Consider the following 14,107-nt stretch of genomic DNA (forward strand, 5'->3'; position numbering starts at 1 on the left):
CGGAGTCGTCCGCCTCCGTAGCTCAGTGGATAGAGCAGGTGGTTTCTACCCACCGTGCCGCGGGTTCGATTCCTGCCGGGGGCACCGACGACGAAGGCCGCCATCCGTTCGGATGGCGGCCTTCGTGTGGTGGGGGGCGGTGACGGCTACTCGTCGTCCTCGGCGCGGCGACGCAGCTCGTTGGCGCTGATCGGCTGCGTGTACGGCGACTCTGACGTCTCGTCGGCGTCCGCGGGTTCGACCGGGGCGTCGGCGATCCGGGTGGGGATCGATGTCGTGTTCGTGGGGCCCGCGGCATCGACGGGGCCGTCGGTGAGGGTGCCGGCGTCCCGCTGCGTGTCCGTCTCGCGGGGCGAGGACTGCGGCCGGGGCGACGACATCGGCTGCTCGTCGACGACGTCGGCGTTGTCCGCGTCGACATCGCTCGAACCGCGCGACGGGGATGCGGACGTGCCGGGAGCCCCGGGCGTGACGGGAGCCCCGGGCGTACCGGGGGTCCCGAGGGCGGGACGGATCGGCGTCGGCGCCGGCTGGTCGTCACCGTACGGGCGGGTGAGTCCGTCGCCGAACGAGCGGGTCGCGCCGTCCGTGATCGGCGTCGTGGCGTTCGGGTCGGTGCCGCGCGTCGCGGTGGGGCCGGCGCCGGTTCCCGCAGCGGTGGCGGACGCGGGCTGCGCGGCGGGCGTGGTCGGGCCTCCCGTCCGCTGCGGCGCAGGCCGCAGGGAGGTGGTCGTCGGCGTCGGAGCGGGCGTCGGTTCCGGCGCGCGCTTGCCGCTCGCCTGGTCGGCGCTCCAGTCCTGCTGACGCTTGATCAGGTCGGCGTCGGGATCGGGCGACTCGAACTTCCAGCGCTCGAGGTCGTACTTGAAGAGCTTGCGTGCCTTGCCGGGCCGGGACTGCCACTCGAGCAGCCGGTCGCGGAACTCGGCGAGGGACTGCTCCGCCTGGAAGCTGAACGTCGAGGAGTTCTTCTTGATGTCGGCGATCTCGTGCTGCGCCCAGTTCGCCGCGAGCGGCGCACCGTTGATCGGCAGCAGGCGGAGACGGATGTCGGCGTCCTCGGCGAGGTGGTCCGCGTACCCGCGCTCCTCGTGACCGAGCGAGCCCCACGACGCGGCCTTGCGTGCCGCCGAGATGATGGCGGCGACGGCGGCGTTCTTGGCTTCCCGCTCCTGCAGGCTCACCACGCGCTTGGTCGCACCGCGTCCGATGAGGGCCGCGACGACACCGGCGACGACGATCGCCACGAAGGGGATCAGCGCTCCGGAGATCACGCGCCACCCCGTGTCCGACGAGGTCCAGTCGAGAAGGTCGTTCCACCAGTCCATGCGCGCACCATACCCACGAGTCGGTCGGTTCCAGGGGAGATCAGGCGGCGTTCCGCGCATCCGGTCCGACGTGATTCCAATGTGGAACATCATCGGATCGAACCGCTCCACGCACCGAGGTCACCAGCGCAGGCAGTCCACCGCGTCGTCGACGGACCAGACGTTCGGCAGTTCGACGAACCGGCGCTCGGCGGCGATGTACCGCCGCGCTCGGTACGCAGTGTCGCCTGCCACGTCGACCCGATCGACGTACCCGACGATCTCGCCGTTGGCACGGGTCACGCGGGACAGGTCGTCACGGACGTCGAGGACACGGAGGTCACCGCGGGAGCGTGCCACGGGGTGCGCGGTCCGGATGCGCAGCTGGGGCTCGGTGGTGGTCTGCATCGAGGTGCCTCCTGTTCCTGGTCGGTGTGCTGCTGACGCTACGGCGCACCTCCGACACGCCGGGACGTGGCGGTGCGCCCGGGGGACAGTGCGGGCCGGCTGCGCGTTGTGGAGGACGCATCAGGCGCTCGGAGCTCCTCGGAGGCCGGGGAGGTACGTTGTGCCCATGACCACGTTCGTGCTCGCAGGTGGATGTTTCTGGTGTCTCGACGCCGTGTACCGCACGCTCCAGGGTGTGCAGGACGTGGTGTCGGGCTACATCGGTGGGACCACGGAGAACCCGTCGTACGAGGCGGTGTGCACCGGTGCCACCGGTCACGCCGAGGCCGTCGCCGTCACCTTCGACGAGACGGTGATCCCGGCCGACGTCATCCTCGACGTGTTCTTCACGCTGCACGACCCGCGGCAGCGCAACCGCCAGGGCGCCGACGTCGGCACGCAGTACCGCTCGGCGATGTTCCCCGCCGACGACGAGCAGCGTGCGCTGTTCGAGCGGGCGATCGAGCGTGCCTCGGACATCTGGGACGGCGGGATCGTCACCACGATCGAGCCGCTCACGACGTTCTTCCCCGCCGAGGAGTACCACCAGGACTTCTTCGCGAAGAACCCCGGTCAGGGCTACTGCCTCGCAGTTGCGCTGCCGAAGGTGAACAAGGTCCGCAAGGCCTACAGTCAGTACATCCTGGCGTCCTGAACAACAGGACCGGACGTCGGGGCCACGAGGAGGTGGTCGAACGATGACACAGAACGACGGAACATGGGTCGCAGTCGGTCCGGCAGGAGCGGTGGGCAGCATCCACCGTGCGCCGGACGGCTTCCGGGTCGAGCTCTACGGACACCGGGAAGGCGGTGGCGGGGTCTACCCGTCGCTCCAGTCCGCGAAGGGTGCGGTCCACGCCGCGCTCGGTCCGCTCGCGACGCGACCGGAGTTCCACGCGCACTGATCCGACGTGGCCGCACCCGACCAGGAGGCTCGGGGGACTCGTCCTCCACAGTCGCCGGATCGGGTCCACACCACACACATCGAGCCCCGGCCCGCCACGGCGGTCCGGGGCTCGATGACGATCGGTGGCATGAACGACACCATCACCGTCTGCGGCATCGTCGCGACCGAGCCCCGCCACCTCGTCACCGAGACCGGCATCGCCATCACGAGCATGCGACTGGCATCACCGTCCCGTCGCTGGGACCGCCAGAACTCCACCTGGACCAACGGCCCCACCAACTGGTTCACCGTGACGGCCTTCCGGTCGCTCGCGGCGAACGTGCACAAGTCCGTCAAGAAGGGCGACCGCATCCTCGTCACCGGACGGGTGCGGATCAGGACCTGGGAGCGGGACGGCCGCGGCGGCACGTCCGTGGAGATCGACGCGGAAGCCCTCGGGCAGGACCTCGCCTGGGGCATCGGCAACTGGATCAAGGTCCCGCGCCACGCATCGGAAGCGACCGCGGTGCCCGGCCCCGGACCGAGCGTGAACCCCGACACGGGGGAGGTCCACGGTGCGGAGGACGGCTCGGGTGGCGACGCCGACGAGACGACTCCCGTCCCGGCAGAAGGGGTGGACGAGGAGCTCCCGGAACCCAGCGCCGCCGCCCGAGCCGCCGACGAAGTCCACCGCGAAGCGGCCTGACGTGCTCGAACCGTCACGCGGGGCCGGACGGGTCACTACACTTGACCGCGATATGGCTGAGTACATCTACCAGATGGTCCGTGCCCGCAAGGCAGTCGGCGACAAGCTGATCCTCGACGACGTCACGATGTCGTTCCTCCCCGGTGCGAAGATCGGCGTCGTGGGCCCGAACGGCGCCGGCAAGTCGACGATCCTGAAGATCATGGCCGGCCTCGACCAGCCCTCCAACGGCGAAGCGAAGCTCACGCCGGGCTTCAGCGTCGGCATCCTCATGCAGGAGCCCGAGCTCGACGAGTCGAAGACCGTGCTCGAGAACGTGCAGGAAGGCGTCGGCGAGATCCACGGCAAGATCTCCCGCTTCAACGAGATCTCCGCGCTGATGGCCGAGCCGGACGCCGACTTCGACGCGCTCCTGGCGGAGATGGGCACCCTGCAGGAAGAGATCGACGCGGCCGACGCGTGGGACCTCGACTCGCAGCTCGAGCAGGCGATGGCCGCGCTCCAGTGCCCCCCGGGGGACGAGCTCGTCACGCACCTGTCCGGTGGTGAGAAGCGTCGCGTCGCGCTCTGCAAGCTCCTGCTGCAGAAGCCGGACCTGCTCCTCCTCGACGAGCCCACCAACCACCTCGACGCCGAGAGCGTGCTCTGGCTCGAGCAGCACCTGCAGCAGTACCACGGCGCCGTGCTCGCCGTGACCCACGACCGGTACTTCCTCGACCACGTCGCCCAGTGGATCGCCGAGGTCGACCGCGGTCGTCTCTACCCGTACGAGGGCAACTACTCGACGTACCTCGAGAAGAAGCGCGCTCGCCTCGAGGTCCAGGGCAAGAAGGACGCCAAGCTCGCGAAGCGTCTGTCGTCCGAGCTCGACTGGGTGCGCAGCAACACCAAGGGCCGCCAGGCGAAGTCCAAGGCCCGTCTCGCTCGGTACGAGGAGATGGTGACGGAGGCCGAGCGCACCAGGAAGCTCGACTTCGAGGAGATCGTGATCCCCGTGGGGCCGCGTCTCGGCTCGCAGGTCATCGACGCCGAGAAGCTGCACAAGCAGTTCGGTGAGCGCGTCATCATCGACGACCTCTCCTTCACGCTCCCGCGCAACGGCATCGTCGGCGTCATCGGCCCGAACGGCGTCGGCAAGACGACCCTGTTCAAGACGATCGTCGGGCTCGAGCCCCTCGACGGCGGCACGCTGAAGATCGGTGAGACGGTCGACATCTCCTACGTCGACCAGAGCCGTGGCGGCATTGACCCGAACAAGAACCTGTGGGAGGTCGTGTCCGACGGACTCGACTACATCCAGGTCGGCAAGACCGAGATCCCGTCCCGCGCCTACGTCTCGCAGTTCGGGTTCAAGGGCCCTGACCAGCAGAAGCGTGCAGGCATCCTCTCGGGCGGTGAGCGCAACCGTCTGAACCTCGCGCTGACGCTCAAGCAGGGCGGCAACCTCCTGCTCCTCGACGAACCGACCAACGACCTCGACGTCGAGACCCTCGGTTCGCTCGAGAACGCACTGCTCGAGTACCCCGGTTGCGCCGTGGTCATCACCCACGACCGGTGGTTCCTCGACCGCATCGCGACGCACATCCTCGCGTGGGAAGGCCTGAACGAGGACGGCACGCCGAACTGGTACTGGTTCGAGGGCAACTTCGAGGCGTACGAGGAGAACAAGATCGAGCGCCTCGGTGCCGACGCGGCCAAGCCCGGTCGCGCGACGTACCGCAAGCTCACGCGGGACTGACCCGCACGTGGCCAGGCTGCACACGCCGGTCCGCATCCGCTGGAGCGACATCGACGCCTACGGGCACGTGAACAACTCCGCGATGCTCCGGCTGCTCGAAGAAGCTCGTGTGCTCGCGTTCTGGGCGCCGGATCCCGACGAGGTCGACGAGTCGGGATCCGCGCCGGAGCCGATCATCGACGGTCGGCCGGGGTCGGGCACGATGACGGTCATCGCGGCCCAGCGGCTCGAGTACCTCGCATCGACGCCGTACTTCCGACGACCGCTCGACATCCAGCTCTGGATCGGGCACGTCGGCGGTGCGAGCCTCGACATCTCGTACGAGGTCTGGTCGCCGGCCGGCCACGAGCCCGCCGAGCTGTACACGCGGGCCACGACGACGCTGGTGATGGTCGACGCGGCCACGAACCGTCCGCGTCGTCTCACGGCCGTCGAGCGTGCGGCGTGCGAGCCGTACGTCGAACCGCCGGTCGTGTTCTCGAGGCCGTAGCCGACCCGGCCTGCCCCCCCCCCCGTGTCAGCGGCGCGGGATCCGCATCATGCCTTCCTGCGCCACGCTCGCCAGCAGGCGTCCGTCGCGGGAGAACATCCGGCCGAACGCGAGTCCCCGGCCGCCCTGCGCGCTCGGCGACTCCTGCGTGTACAGGATCCACTCGTCCGCGCGACCGTCCCGGTGCCACCACATCGCGTGGTCGAGGCTCGCGCTCTTGACCCCCGGGGTGCCCCAGGCGACCCCGTGCCGCCGCATGATCGGCTCCAGGATCGACAGGTCGCTCGCGTAGGCCAGCACGGCGCGGTGGAGAGCGGGGTCGTCGGGCAGGTCGCCCTGCACGCGGAACCACACTGCCTGGTGCGGCACGTGCTCGCCCTGCACGTCGACGAACACCGGGCCCTCGACGTGCCGGAGGTCGATCGACCGCTCGGCCCACGCCCGTGCGACGGGGTGGTCGATCGCCGACAGGATCGACGCCGCCGAGGGGAGCGACTCCGGCTCCGGCATGCCGACGGGGAAGGGGTCCTGGTGTTCGACGCCGTCGTCCGCCGTCTGGAACGACGCGATCATCGAGAAGATCGGCGTGCCGTTCTGGTAGGCCTGTGCCCGACGTGTGGCGAAGGACCGACCGTCGTGGATGCGTTCGACGCCGAAGGTGATCGGCACGTCGATGTCGCCCGGTCGCAGGAAGTACCCGTGGATCGAGTGGATGTCGCGGCCGTCGATGGTGGCCTGCGCCGCCACGATGCACTGCGCGAGGACCTGGCCGCCGAAGACCCGGCCACCGGGGGACCAGTGGTTCGCCCCGGTGAGGATCGTCTCGCGCGTACTCGCGCCGGTGTCCTCGAGTCGCAGGGTCCGCAGGAAGTCCGGTTCGTCGTTGACCACCCCCGCAGTCTACGAAGAGGAGCGCCCCGGTAGGATCGGACACGACATGAGCACCTCGTTCACGCTGCCCGACGCCGCCTCCCTGAGGGACCTCCGCACGTACCTCGGACGTGCCGCCCGCGTCGAGGACGGCTCCGTCCGCCTCATCGCCGACTCCGGGGTGCTCGCCGTCTACACGGCGATCCTCTACCCGCTGGGGTTGCTCGACGAGCTCCCGACGGTGCTCGGGCTCCGCACCTTCTCGCTGACCCAGCCGGCGTCGATCGACGTCGTCGTTCCGCTGGCCTCGTTCCAGGAACGCCTGCGGGTGCTCGCCGACGCGCAGGACGCCGAACACGCCGAGGGTGCGGACCCGACCCGGGCCACCCCGATCGAGGTCGAGCTACCGCACGAGGTCCACACCGTCACCTGGGCTGCGATCTCCCCGCCGCGCGGTGGGTGGATCCCCCTGCCCGACGTCTCCGCCGAGCTCCTCCGCCGTGCGGCGAAGGCCGGCATCGACGAGGTCGCCGACGCGGTGCCGACGAACGCCGGCGACGCCGTGGTCCGCAAGGTCCGGTCCGAGGTCTGGGGTCGACCGATCCCGGGCGTCGAGCACGTCCCGGCCGGAGCGGGGTTCGCGGGGGAGAGCCTCGGGTTCCTCGGGCACGACCCGGTGCGGCTGTTCGAGACCGGCCCCTGGAGCCGCCTCACGACCTCGCGTGGACACGTCCTGGTGAAGCGACGCGCCTGGACCCTGGCGTCCTAGCCCCCGCAGCACGGAGCGCTCGGCCAGCCCCCGGTGCCAGGCTGGTCGCATGCATGTGTTCCTGACCGGCGCGTCCGGCTACATCGGTTCATCCGCCCTCCGTGCACTCGTCGCCCACGGGCACGACGTCACCGCGATCGTCCGTTCCGACGAGAAGGCCCAGGCGGTCCGCGACGCGGGCGGTCGCGCGTTCGTCGAGGACGTCACCGACACGGAGGTCGTCGAGCGCCTCGCCCACGAGGCCGACGCCGTCGTGCACACCGCGTCCGCGAAGGACGTCGACGAGGCGTTCGTCCGGACGGTCCTCGAAGCGCTCACCGGGACCCCGAAGCCGTTCGTCCACACCGGCGGCATCTTCACGTTCGGCAACTCGACCGACATCTCCGAGCAGTCCCCGATCGACCCTCCGGCGATGACGTCGTGGCGCGGTGCGAACGAGGCGGTGGTCCGTGCCAGTGACGTGCGCACCACGATCGTGGCACCCGGCATCGTCTACGGGCGCGGAGCCGGCATCCCGGCGATGTTCGTCGGGGACGGCGAGCACGAGGTCCGGCTCGTCGGCGACGGGTCGCAGCGCTGGGCGACGGTCCACGTCGACGACCTCGGCGAACTCTACGTCCTGGCGCTCGAGCGGGCGGAGCAGGACGGGTACGTGCTGGTCGCGACCGGCGACAACCCGACCGTGCGGGAGATCGCCGAAGCCGGCGCACACGGGTCGCCGATCGTCGCGGAGAGCGTGGACGCGTCCCGGGAGCGCCTCGGTACCGCGTACGCGGACGCCCTGCTCATGCACCAGGAGTGCTCGGGCGCGCACGCGCGCAGCGCGTACGGCTGGAACCCGACCCGCCCGTCACTGCTGGAGGACCTGGCGGACGGCTCGTACGTCCGCTGACGCGACCGGGTGGCGGACTGGAGGCTCGTGGCGGCGTCGCCACGAGCCTCCAGTCCGGTGGTGGTCAGGACAGGGCGTCCAGGACCGGCCGCACCGCGTTCGCGAACGCGTAGCCGTTCGAGGCGTCCCAGTTGATCGACCAGGTCATCGCACCGCGGAGCCCGGAGTACTTCGCAGCCGGGACGAACGAGCCGCAACCGGTCCCCTTCGCGAGGCAGGTCATCGCGTTGTTCACGACACTCGGTGCGACGAAGCCGCTCCCGGCGCCGCTCGGCGAGGCGGGGAACCCGAGCCCGACCTGGTCCGCGCGCAGACCGCCCTGGAGGGACGTGCAGGCGAGCGCCGTCGCGAAGTCCACGGTGCCCTGCGCGTAGACGCCGCCGTCGCACCCGTTCATCGACCCGGAGTTGTAGTACTGCGTCTGCACGATGGTCAGGATGTCCTTGATGTTCAGCGCGAGGGCGAAGTAGTCCGATGACGTGCTGAGCATGTCGATCGTCTGCGGCGCCATCGTGATGATCATGCCGGGGTGCTTCGCCGCGACGGTGTGGAGCGCCTGCGCCATGTACGTGGGGTTCACGCCGTTCTCGAGGTCGATGTCGACCCCGTCGAACCCGAACGAGTTCATCAGGGAGTCGACGCTCGCGGCGAAGTTCGCCGCGGACGTGCTGTCAGCGACGGAGATCGTGCCGTTCTGGCCGCCGACCGAGACGATGACCTTCTGGCCGCGAGCATGGACCGTCTGCACGTCCGACCGGAACTGCGCATCCGTGTACCCGCCGAGCTTCGTGGACAGGCCGGGGTCGACGGCGTACGTCACGGCGCCGGGCTTCGACGCGTCGGCGTTCGCGAACGCAACGGCGACGAGGTCGTACGACTTCGGAACGTCGGCGAGTCGCAGCGCCTTCGCGCCGTTGTCGAAGTCCTGCCAGTAGCCGGTGAGCGTGTGCTTCGGCAGCTGCGCGGCCGGGCCGGTGCCTGGGGTGGGGGTCGGAGTCGGTGTCGGGGTGGGCGTCGGTGTCGGCGTGGGTGTCGGCGTCGAGGTCGGAGTCGGCGTCGGCGTCGAGGTCGGAGTCGGCGTGGCACCTGCGCCGCCGGGTCCGCTCAGCACGATGTCATCGGCGAGGTACGTGCCCTGTCCGTACCAGCCGTGCACGTACACCGTCGCGGTCTTCTGCGAGGCCCCGGTGGTGAACGTGGTGGTCAACTGCTGGTAGCCCGCTGCGGAGGTCCACGTGCTCGCGCCGGATCCGCTCTCGCCGAGGTACACGTAGCTCCCGGAAACCCATCCGGACAGGGTGTACGCCGTACTCGGCTGGACGGCGATCGTCTGCGAGCACTGTGCGGTGTCCGACGACGTCGGCGCGCCGGAGAGGGCCTTCGTGCCGGAGTGGACCGGCGTGCTGACCACGGAGGCGCCGGAGCACACCCACCCGCTGGTGGTCCCGGTCTCGAAACCGGGGTTCGACACGAGGTTGCCCCCAGCCGCGTCGGCGATGTTCGGCAGCATGACCGCCGCGGCGATCAGGGCGGCCCCTGCGCCGACGGCTGCGAGTTTCGGAACGACCTGCATGGTTCTCCTCATGAGGCGTCGCGGCCCTCGGGAGTGGGCGCCGTGCCCGAGCCACACCATTCCGCAAGGTCATTGCGGAATGGTGTGGAGAGGTTATGACCAGTTCGGCCGGAGCGTCAAGAGCTCAGTCGAAGGTGTTCGTCATCGCGTGGGCAGCACGGTCGAGGTACGCCCACAACTCGGCTTCGTCGAGCGGCGCGAGCTCGAGCGACTCGACTGCTGCACGCATGTGGTGCAGCCAACGCTCACGGGCCTCTGACGTGATGCGGAAGGGCATGTGCCGCATGCGGAGTCTTGGGTGCCCGCGCTGCTCGCTGTAGGTGCCTGGTCCGCCCCAGTACTGCTGCAGGAAGAGCGAGAGCCGGGAGATCGCGCCCTCGAGGTCGTCCTGCGGGTACATCGGCCAGATCACGTCGTCCTGCTGCACGCCGTCGTAGAAGCGCCGCACGAGGCGGTCGAACGTCGGTGCGCCGCCGATCCGATCGAACAGCGACCCGGTCGCGGACGTCCCGCCGAGGCCGACCCGCAACGTGATCGGTTGCGCAGGCACACCGCCGGACGCACCGGAGGCGCCTGGTGTGGGGAGGTCGGTCATCGGTCGTTGTTCCTTCCGGAGTCGGGGCCGTCGGTCTCGATCGGCTGCCCGTACTGGTTGGTCTTGCGGCCGCGCCGCGGCTTCGTCGGAGCGGGCGTCGGCTGGGTCCGGACGGTGCGGAGCCCGTTGATCGAGGTCGCGTTCTCCCAGCCCTCCGGCATGATCATCGCCATCGCGGGCAGCGTCACGCCGAGCTCGTCGACGGCGTGCTTCAGCCGGATGCGGAGTTCACGCCCGACGACGTCGAGCTCGGACGCGCGGGTCTTCACCACGAGCCGGAACACCATGCCCGTGTCGGTGATCGACTGCAGGCCCCAGATCTCCGGCTTCTCGATGATGCGTTGCCGCCAGCGGGGCTCCTGCGACATCCGCACGGCGGCGGCGAGCAGCGCGTCCTGGACGGCGTCGATGTCCGTGTCGTACGGCACGGTGATGTCGACGAGCACACGCGACCAGCCCTGCGACAGGTTGCCGACGCGGAGGATCTGCCCGTTCGGCACGAACCAGAGGATGCCGTTGACGTCGCGGATCTGCATGACCCGCAAGCCCACGTTCTCGACGACACCGGTGGCCTGCCCGGTGTCGACGACGTCACCGACACCCGCCTGGTCCTCGAGGATCATGAACACGCCGGACAGCAGGTCCTTGACGATCGACTGGGCGCCGACCGCCAGGCCCGCTGCGACGAGGGACGCCCCACCCACGATCCCGACGGCGGCGTTCGGGAGCACCTGCGGGATGATCACCGCGAGTGCGATGATCACGACGGCGACGGTGGCCAGGTTCTTGAGCACGCTGCCGAGCGTCCTGGTGCGCTGGACGACGCGTGCGGTCTGGATCGGCGAGGCGATGAGCGCCTGGGTGTCGGTGGTGCCCTGGCGCTTCTTCGCCCCGTTGACGACGCGGTCCACCACGCCGTTGATCGAGCGCCTGAGGATGAGCCGGACGATGATCGCCGCGAGGACCGTGATCACGATCACGATCGGGACGTGCCAGGTCTCCACGAACTGGGTGAAGGCGTTGGAGATGAGCTTCGAGGTGTCGTCTGCAGCCAGGTTCATATCCGCTCGATGCTAGAGGGGCGGGGTGTGGCGTCCCTGGAGGAACGCCACACCCCGTCTGGCAACCGGACTCAGGCGTCCGCGGCCTGGACCCGCAGCGCACGCTCGGTGCCCGCGAGGTTCTCGGTCACGATGCGACGCAGTGCTGGGGTCTCCGGGTGTGCCTCGAGCCACGCGGTCGCGGCGTCACGGAGCTCCACCGAGGCGAGCGGCGCCGGGTACAGCCCGGTGACGATCGTGTCGGCGATGTGGTAGCTCCGCTCGGCCCAGATGCGCGTCAGTACGTCGAAGTACTTCGGCACGAGGCCTTCGAGCACGACCGGGGAGTTGGCGTGCTGGAACCCGATGGTGGTCTGGCGCACGATCGCGTTCGGCAGCGCGTCGGAGTCGACGAGCGACGAGAACGCCGCCAGCTTGCCCTCGGCGGTGGGGATCGTCGCACGGGCCCGTGCGGCTGCCTGCTCGCCAGACGCGGTCTTGTCGGCGGCGAGCTCGGCGTCGACCTCGGCATCCGCGGCGGCACCCGCGAGCACGAGGCCCTCGAGCAGCTCCCAGCGGAGGTCGGTGTCGATCTCGAGCCCGTTCAGCGTGACCGAGCCGTCGCGCAGCCCCGTCAGCGTCGCGACGTGCTCCGGCGTCGAGGCGATCTGCGCGAAGAACTTCGCGAACTGGAACTGGGCGTCCGATCCGGCCTCTGCCGAGGAAGCCAGGTTCCACAGCGTGTCGCCGACGGTGCGGACCGTGGCGTCGACCTTGGCCGGCGCGACGTAGTTCCGCGCCGTCAGGAGCAGCTGCGACAGCGTCGTGCGGATCGTCGTCGACTCGGTCTCCGTCGCGATGTTGCCCAGCACGAGTCGGACGTAGTCGCTGGCTGGCGACTCGGCATCGCGCGTGGCGTCCCACATCGCGCCCCAGACGATGGAGCGGGCGAGGGGGTTCGCGATCGCGGCGAGGTGCTCGATCGCGGTGCGGCGGGACTGCTCGTCGAGACGGATCTTGGCGTACGCCAGGTCGTCGTCGTTGAGCAGCACGAGGTCGCCGCGGTGCTGGCCGACGAGCTCGGGGACGTCCGTGCGGGCACCGTCCACGTCGATCTCGACACGGTGCGTGCGCTCGAGCTTGCCACCGGAGGACGCGGTGTCCGCGCCGAAGGGTGCTGCGCCGTCGGTACCGAACGCGTACAGGCCGATGGCCAGACGGTGCGGGCGGAGCGTCGGGTGGTCCGCCGGGGCTTCCTGCAGCACCGCGAATGACGTGATCACACCGTCGGCGTCGACCTCGATCTCCGGGCGCAGCGTGTTGACGCCTGCGGTCTCGAGCCAGAGCTTCGACCACTCGCCGAGTTCGCGGCCGCTCGTGGCCTCGAGCTCGACGAGCAGGTCCTTCAGCTCCGTGTTGGAGTGGTGGTGCTTCTTGAAGTACGCGGAGACACCGGCGAAGAACGCGTCGATGCCGACCCACGCGACGAGCTGCTTGAGGACCGAGCCGCCCTTCGCGTACGTGATGCCGTCGAAGTTGACCTGGACGTCTTCGAGGTCGTTGATGGTCGCGACGATCGGGTGCGTCGAGGGGAGCTGGTCCTGGCGGTAGGCCCAGGACTTCTCCATCGCCTGGAACGTCGTCCATGCCTCGGTCCACTCGGTGGCCTCTGCGGTGGCGATCGTGGAGGCCCACTCGGCGAACGACTCGTTCAGCCAGAGGTCGTTCCACCACTTCATGGTCACGAGGTCGCCGAACCACATGTGCGCGAGCTCGTGCAGGATCGTGACGACCCGGCGCTCCTTGATGGCGTCGGTGACCTTCGAGCGGAAGACGTAGGTCTCGGTGAAGGTGACCGCGCCGGCGTTCTCCATCGCGCCCGCGTTGAACTCGGGGACGAAGAGCTGGTCGTACTTCTCGAAGGGGTACGGGACGTCGAACTTCTCTTCGTAGTACGTGAAGCCCTTGCGGGTCGTCTCGAAGACGTAGTCGGCGTCGAGGTACTCGGCGAGGGACTTGCGGGCGAAGACGCCGAGCGGGATGGTGCGTCCGTCGCTCGAGGTCAGCTCGCTGCGGACGACCTCGTACGGGCCGGCGATGAGTGCCGTGATGTAGCTCGAGATCCGGGTGGTCGCCGGGAACGCCCACGTGGCGATGTCGCCGTCGACGCGCGGTTCCGGCGTGGGGGAGTTCGAGACGACCTGCCAGCGGGACGGCGCCGTCACGGTGAAGGTGAACTCGGCCTTGAGGTCGGGCTGCTCGAACACCGCGAACATCCGGCGGGAGTCGGGGACCTCGAACTGGGAGTACAGGTAGACCTCGTCGTCGACGGGGTCGACGAACCGGTGCAGGCCTTCGCCGGTGTTCGTGTACAGCGCGTCGGCGACGACGACGAGCTCGTTCTGCTCCTGCAGGTCGGCGAGCTGGATGCGCACGCCGTCGTTCACGGCCGCGACGTCGAGCGCGGTGCCGTTCAGGGCGATCGAGTGCACGGTCTTGGTGATCGCGTCGATGAAGGTCGACGCACCGGGCGTCGCGGTGAAGCGCACGCGGGTGGTGCTGCCGAAGCTCTCGGCGCCGCGCGTCAGGTCCAGCTCGACGTCGTACGACTGGACGTCGACGATCGCCGCACGTTCCTGGGCTTCGATTCGGGTGAGGTTCTCTCCGGGCACGGACGCTCCAACTTCGCTGCGGCGCGGACGATCGATGTCCGCGCATCGGTGGCCCCGCCCGGCGTCGTGCACCGGCGGAACATGTCGGAGCCAGCCTAGCGAGCACGCGTACGCTCGCACCC

Annotated in this window: 14 protein-coding genes and 1 tRNA gene; 8 read left to right on the top strand and 7 right to left on the bottom strand. The window is 69.6% G+C overall.

Annotated features, from left to right (window positions below; translation table 11 throughout):
- Positions 1-11 precede the first annotated feature (11 nt).
- Positions 12-84 (top strand) — tRNA-Arg (locus AAEP80_RS08650).
- A 62-nt stretch (positions 85-146) separates the two neighbouring features.
- On the opposite strand, the gene AAEP80_RS08655 is transcribed toward AAEP80_RS08650, so the two are convergent.
- Positions 147-1,328, bottom strand: a complete 1,182-nt coding sequence (locus AAEP80_RS08655; protein ID WP_420366721.1) for a hypothetical protein — start codon at positions 1,326-1,328, stop codon at positions 147-149.
- A 120-nt stretch (positions 1,329-1,448) separates the two neighbouring features.
- Complete coding sequence (locus AAEP80_RS08660; protein WP_420366722.1) at positions 1,449-1,715, bottom strand: hypothetical protein; 267 nt, start codon at positions 1,713-1,715, stop codon at positions 1,449-1,451.
- Positions 1,716-1,881: 166 nt separating this feature from the next.
- On the opposite strand from AAEP80_RS08660, the gene msrA reads away from it, so the two are divergent.
- The 5 genes from msrA to AAEP80_RS08685 all read left to right on the top strand — a co-directional run bounded on the left by msrA (position 1,882) and on the right by AAEP80_RS08685 (position 5,574).
- Positions 1,882-2,409: a peptide-methionine (S)-S-oxide reductase MsrA gene (gene msrA / locus AAEP80_RS08665; protein ID WP_420366723.1), complete on the top strand. Its 528-nt coding sequence runs from the start codon at positions 1,882-1,884 to the stop codon at positions 2,407-2,409.
- Positions 2,410-2,500: 91 nt separating this feature from the next.
- The gene (locus AAEP80_RS08670; protein WP_281267318.1) at positions 2,501-2,659 is read left to right on the top strand and encodes a methyltransferase; all 159 of its coding nucleotides are present in this window, start codon (positions 2,501-2,503) and stop codon (positions 2,657-2,659) included.
- 129 nt (positions 2,660-2,788) lie between these two features.
- Positions 2,789-3,346 (top strand): single-stranded DNA-binding protein, encoded by a 558-nt coding sequence (locus AAEP80_RS08675; protein WP_420366724.1) that lies wholly within the window; start codon positions 2,789-2,791, stop codon positions 3,344-3,346.
- Between the two features lie 52 nt (positions 3,347-3,398).
- Positions 3,399-5,084 carry an energy-dependent translational throttle protein EttA gene (ettA, locus tag AAEP80_RS08680; RefSeq protein ID WP_281267320.1) on the top strand — a complete coding sequence of 562 codons (1,686 nt, stop codon included), beginning with the start codon at positions 3,399-3,401 and terminating at the stop codon, positions 5,082-5,084.
- A gap of 7 nt (positions 5,085-5,091) precedes the next feature.
- On the top strand, positions 5,092-5,574 hold the full coding sequence (locus AAEP80_RS08685; RefSeq protein WP_413602449.1) for an acyl-CoA thioesterase: 483 nt from the start codon (positions 5,092-5,094) through the stop codon (positions 5,572-5,574).
- Positions 5,575-5,601: 27 nt separating this feature from the next.
- Here the strand turns inward: AAEP80_RS08685 and AAEP80_RS08690 are convergent, their stop codons facing one another.
- A complete protein-coding gene (locus AAEP80_RS08690; RefSeq protein ID WP_420366725.1) occupies positions 5,602-6,465 on the bottom strand; it encodes an acyl-CoA thioesterase in 864 nt (287 codons plus the stop codon).
- A 46-nt stretch (positions 6,466-6,511) separates the two neighbouring features.
- Between AAEP80_RS08690 and AAEP80_RS08695 the strand changes: the two genes are divergently transcribed.
- On the top strand, positions 6,512-7,213 hold the full coding sequence (locus tag AAEP80_RS08695; RefSeq protein ID WP_420366726.1) for a hypothetical protein: 702 nt from the start codon (positions 6,512-6,514) through the stop codon (positions 7,211-7,213).
- Between the two features lie 49 nt (positions 7,214-7,262).
- Complete coding sequence (locus tag AAEP80_RS08700; protein WP_420366727.1) at positions 7,263-8,105, top strand: NAD(P)H-binding protein; 843 nt, start codon at positions 7,263-7,265, stop codon at positions 8,103-8,105.
- 64 nt (positions 8,106-8,169) lie between these two features.
- Here AAEP80_RS08700 and AAEP80_RS08705 read toward each other — a convergent pair whose 3' ends face one another.
- The 4 genes from AAEP80_RS08705 to pepN form a co-directional block, all read right to left on the bottom strand.
- Positions 8,170-9,678 carry a chitinase gene (locus tag AAEP80_RS08705; RefSeq protein WP_420366728.1) on the bottom strand — a complete coding sequence of 503 codons (1,509 nt, stop codon included), beginning with the start codon at positions 9,676-9,678 and terminating at the stop codon, positions 8,170-8,172.
- Positions 9,679-9,802: 124 nt separating this feature from the next.
- A complete protein-coding gene (locus AAEP80_RS08710; RefSeq protein WP_420366729.1) occupies positions 9,803-10,273 on the bottom strand; it encodes a globin in 471 nt (156 codons plus the stop codon).
- The gene (locus tag AAEP80_RS08715) at positions 10,270-11,334 is read right to left on the bottom strand and encodes a mechanosensitive ion channel family protein (protein WP_420366730.1); all 1,065 of its coding nucleotides are present in this window, start codon (positions 11,332-11,334) and stop codon (positions 10,270-10,272) included. The genes AAEP80_RS08710 and AAEP80_RS08715 overlap by 4 nt, the downstream gene beginning before the upstream one ends.
- Positions 11,335-11,405: 71 nt before the next feature.
- The gene (gene pepN, locus AAEP80_RS08720) at positions 11,406-13,985 is read right to left on the bottom strand and encodes an aminopeptidase N (RefSeq protein ID WP_420366731.1); all 2,580 of its coding nucleotides are present in this window, start codon (positions 13,983-13,985) and stop codon (positions 11,406-11,408) included.
- Positions 13,986-14,107: the final 122 nt, after the last annotated feature.

Source organism: Curtobacterium sp. L3-7, assembly GCF_048756585.1.
Taxonomy (GTDB): domain Bacteria; phylum Actinomycetota; class Actinomycetes; order Actinomycetales; family Microbacteriaceae; genus Curtobacterium.

Bases quoted from the DNA above. Each gene is read 5' to 3' on its own strand.
- AAEP80_RS08695 (WP_420366726.1), top strand. From the start codon at position 6,512: ATGAGCACCTCGTTCACGCTGCCCGACGCCGCCTCCCTGAGGGACCTC.
- AAEP80_RS08655 (WP_420366721.1), bottom strand. From the start codon at position 1,328: ATGGACTGGTGGAACGACCTTCTCGACTGGACCTCGTCGGACACGGGG.
- AAEP80_RS08700 (WP_420366727.1), top strand. From the start codon at position 7,263: ATGCATGTGTTCCTGACCGGCGCGTCCGGCTACATCGGTTCATCCGCC.
- AAEP80_RS08715 (WP_420366730.1), bottom strand. From the start codon at position 11,334: ATGAACCTGGCTGCAGACGACACCTCGAAGCTCATCTCCAACGCCTTC.
- AAEP80_RS08710 (WP_420366729.1), bottom strand. From the start codon at position 10,273: ATGACCGACCTCCCCACACCAGGCGCCTCCGGTGCGTCCGGCGGTGTG.
- AAEP80_RS08675 (WP_420366724.1), top strand. From the start codon at position 2,789: ATGAACGACACCATCACCGTCTGCGGCATCGTCGCGACCGAGCCCCGC.
- ettA (WP_281267320.1), top strand. From the start codon at position 3,399: ATGGCTGAGTACATCTACCAGATGGTCCGTGCCCGCAAGGCAGTCGGC.
- AAEP80_RS08660 (WP_420366722.1), bottom strand. From the start codon at position 1,715: ATGCAGACCACCACCGAGCCCCAGCTGCGCATCCGGACCGCGCACCCC.
- msrA (WP_420366723.1), top strand. From the start codon at position 1,882: ATGACCACGTTCGTGCTCGCAGGTGGATGTTTCTGGTGTCTCGACGCC.
- AAEP80_RS08705 (WP_420366728.1), bottom strand. From the start codon at position 9,678: ATGCAGGTCGTTCCGAAACTCGCAGCCGTCGGCGCAGGGGCCGCCCTG.